Origin of the sequence: Priestia sp. BR_2 (genome assembly GCF_041954005.1) — a bacterium.
In the GTDB taxonomy this organism is placed as follows: Bacteria; Bacillota; Bacilli; order Paenibacillales; family Paenibacillaceae; genus Paenibacillus_AQ; species Paenibacillus_AQ lautus_A.
Map to the genome: position 1 here is coordinate 1 of NZ_JAVFHM010000224.1, position 3,853 is coordinate 3,853.

Consider the following 3,853-nt stretch of genomic DNA (forward strand, 5'->3'; position numbering starts at 1 on the left):
CTACGGCATATACCACTAACTCAATACCTTCGTACACTTCACCTGCTGGCGTAATTACATACGTAGAATCGTGATCAACAGCTACTGAGATATTTTCACTTGTGTTAAAGTGCTGAGCTGTTAAATGAATGAAGTCCTGTCCTTTTAACTTCGATTGAAACAGCTGATTCCAAGGATGATAAATGACACCGTTATTTGACTCTTGCCATCCTTTAAGAGAGTGTTCGTTAAGAGCATACTTAACAGGTGCATCAACCGTCACTTTAGGAATTGTTACTTCAACGTCATGAACCCACCAATAAGACACGTTGTTAATGATGATATCATCAAGCTTAAACTCACCTTTGCCAGATACTCTCACTGCTAGACGAATAGAGTTATATTCTTCTTGGAAATGAATCAGCTTTTTATTATTTAACTTTAATTCATCTGTTCCTACTTTTTTTCCGTCTTGGTAAAAGACAATAGCAAGACGTACATCAACAGCATTCTCTTTCTCGCCTTGGAAGCAAACCGATAGTGTATCGTCATGAACAGCCACTGGACTTACAGGCTGAGCAGAAAAAGCAGCATTTCCTTCTCTGTGCGTTACATACGCGAATTGCTTATCTTCAAAACTTACGTTGAATTTTTTGTTAAATGGATCATAGTATAATTGATCGGACTTAGGCATGTACCACTGATTTTGTTCTAAAACAATATAATTTCCTTCTGTCAAAAGCTCGCTTTGATTCCAGAATCCTCGGTCATTAATTAACATACTCTCAATTTTAAATGTTCCCTGCCCTTTCACGCGCAGCGCTAAGCGGATAGAATCAGTAGATTGAGAGAACGGTATAATACCTTCACTGTTCATTTCAAATCTATGTATACCTACTTTTTGACGATTTTTATATTCAATAATGAATAACTCGACGGAGACACTTTCACTTTTTGTCCCTTTGAAGACAAGCGTTTGCTGACTAGAAAAGTCAAATGCAATATTCTCTTCTACAGGAGCTTGTTGAAAGTCGATGTTCTGCTCGCGATAAGTTAGATACGTATAGTTGTTAGAATTCAAATCAACAGTAAAACTTCGGTCGTCTTCATTAAATGAAACAGCAACTTGATTCTTTTTAAACCAGCCGCTATTTGCTTCGACTTCTGAAAACTCTAGACTCGGAATGCGATGTGCCTTTGCCCAATCTCTTTTTTGCGTAATCGACTTCATACGCTTTTGAATATCACTGATCATTATCTATGCCCCTTTGTTGCTTTATTTGTACCCATTCGCTTTCGAAGCGTCCAATACTTTAGCGTTAACTTTCCTAGAAAAGAACGGCTGATAGCCGCATATCTTTTTTCTAGCATCGTATAACGCTTTTGCAAATCCTGGTACTCTTTTAATTCTTTTTCTCTTATGTTTAATTGTTCGATTAGTTCCGATTTAACCACTTGAAGTTCTTTTTCCAGGACTTCTACAGATACATGGCTATGGAGTTTGACACCCATACGCGTAAGTTCCTCCTTTTACGTTATATTGCTTGATAGACTTTCAAAAATTGTACTTGTTCACTTTCCCAGTTGTACTTGAACTTCGCTGTTTTACAGTTGTTACTCATCGTCGTACGCAGCACAGGATCTCGTAATAACTGATTGACAGCACTCGCAATCTCTTTGTAATCATGCGAATCTACACATAATCCAATATGCTCGCCTTCTACTACTTTTTTAATCTCTGGAAAATCGCATGCTACTACCGGTACATCGCTCATAATGTATTCAAATAACTTATTTGAAGAAGCCGAATAGTGATTGAAGCACACATTATTTAATACTTGAAAACCTAAGTACGCATTTTTTGTATACTTCGGTAAGTCCTGCAACGGCACTTTTGGAATAAACTTCACTTTATCTTCTAACTTCATTTCAGCTACCATACGCTCTAGCTCTGGCTTGATGCGTCCGTCTCCAATAAAGACTAACGTTCCTTCTTTAAATAACGGTGCTGCTTGAACAAGCTTTTCAAGACCTCGTCCCGTTTGGATGCCGCCTTGATACAACAGAATTTTTTCATTTTCAGGAAGCCCTAAACGCTCGTGCAAATTAACTTGTTGCTGCTGCTTATTTTTTGGTCGAAACGGATAGTTATAGACAACGTTTGGATAGAAGCCATATAAATCTTCATTGTATTTTGCACGCGTATGATTTTCTACAATCATAGAGTCAATTTTATTAATAAAGAACGACTCCATTTTTGCGTATACGCCGCTGTCATAGCCCGTTCTGCTCGTTTGCACCTCATGAGAATCATACACAAGATATTTCCGCTTAAAGCGAAGCTTTGAACAGATAAATCCTTGAGGCAACGTATTTAAATCATTCGAGTGATAAATCTCGTATTTCTTCTTCCTGCCTTTTAAAATCATCCTTAAGATAATGCTTCCTCTTACCCAGACCACTTGCAGCTTCGTTTTTAATAACAGCGCAGCTACGATTGTAACAGGAAGAACTACATAAGGAGCTACGCACGCTGCTCCTAACCACAACAAAAAAGCGATCAGAGCGAGCACTTTATATTTTAGAAGTGCACGATACGCTTTTTTCATAAAAAGCAGCGAAGAAGGATAACGCTTTACGCGATGAACGTGAAAATGTTCATTTACTTCTTCATACTGTTTTAAATCCGGATTGTTCGGATCATGAATACAAATTAAATCAACGGCGTAACCATTCTCTGATAAAGCCGTACATTCACGCAGGACGCGCGCATCATTGGTAAAATGATTCCATACAAACATACAGACATTTTTTCTCATAATACTTCAACCTTATCCACTGATTCTGTCTGCTCCACATGCAGCGGTTCAGAACTTTTATTCTCAATTAAACGTATTAATACTTCGATATTTTTCTCCCAGAAGAAATGCTTTTTTACATAATTTAAGCTGTTGCGAGACATTTCACTTCTTTTAGAAGGGTGCTGATACAAATACAGGATATGTCTAAGCATCTCATCTGCTGTATTTGTCTCTGATACAATTCCAGCTTCATGTGAAACAATCACGTCTTTGGCATAGCCAGAAACCGATGCGACAATCGGGATTCCACACGTCATATAATCAATGATCTTGCCAGGAAGAACCGTTTCAAATACTTGCTTACCGTTCAACGTCACAATTCCAATATGATGTTCAGAAATAATATGTAAGCACTCTTGACGGGTAGTTGGCTTAATAAATCGAACATTTGTTAACTTATGCTCTTTTGTAAAACGTACAAATTCTTTCTTTTTAAACCCATAACCCATAACTGTCAATTCAATATTATACTCATGTAATTCTTTTGCAAGGTCCATTAGAACCGTTACATCTTGTGCTAAACCAATATTGCCTGCATACATAACTTTAAATACGTCGCTTCCAGGTTCAATCATTGAAATTTCATTACGATTTGCAGCATTAGGCATAAAATGAATTTTATTTAACGGAATAGTATATTTCTCTGTCATAAACCGAATAAAGCCTTCGCTGTTTACGATAATATGATCAGCTTTCACATAGAGAATTTTCTCTAAGCGACTGAAAACAGAAATGACCACCGGATAATTGAACACCCCTACGCCTTTTAACGATTCAGGCCATAAATCTCGAATGTCCAAAATAAGCGGCCTTCGATAGCGGTATTTGGCAAGCAGCCCGACGACAGCAATAAAAATAGGCGGAGACGTAACGAAAACCACATCGTACTGTTTTCGGTCAGTTAAAATGAATAGCATCATTTTAAAAGCAATCTCTAAATAATACATTAAACGATTGATAATACTTCTAGAATACTTGCGATTTTTCACACCAATGCGCGTTACATCATTTTC

General features: G+C 37.4%; 4 protein-coding genes. All 4 read right to left on the reverse strand.

Annotated elements, in window-relative coordinates; translation table 11 throughout:
• Nucleotides 1–1,234: hypothetical protein (locus RB298_RS17190; protein WP_486047671.1), on the reverse strand; the 1,234-nt coding region annotated here is incomplete at its 3' end.
• Nucleotides 1,234–1,491, reverse strand: coding sequence for a hypothetical protein (locus RB298_RS17195; RefSeq protein ID WP_057274481.1), 258 nt, complete (start codon nucleotides 1,489–1,491; stop codon nucleotides 1,234–1,236). The genes RB298_RS17190 and RB298_RS17195, both read right to left, overlap by 1 nt.
• Before the next feature lie 23 nt (nucleotides 1,492–1,514).
• Nucleotides 1,515–2,801 (reverse strand): glycosyltransferase, encoded by a 1,287-nt coding sequence (locus tag RB298_RS17200; RefSeq protein WP_486047676.1) that lies wholly within the window; start codon nucleotides 2,799–2,801, stop codon nucleotides 1,515–1,517.
• Nucleotides 2,795–3,853 (reverse strand): glycosyltransferase family 4 protein (locus RB298_RS17205; RefSeq protein ID WP_486047674.1); only part of this gene is annotated, 1,059 nt, incomplete at its 5' end. The genes RB298_RS17200 and RB298_RS17205, both read right to left, overlap by 7 nt.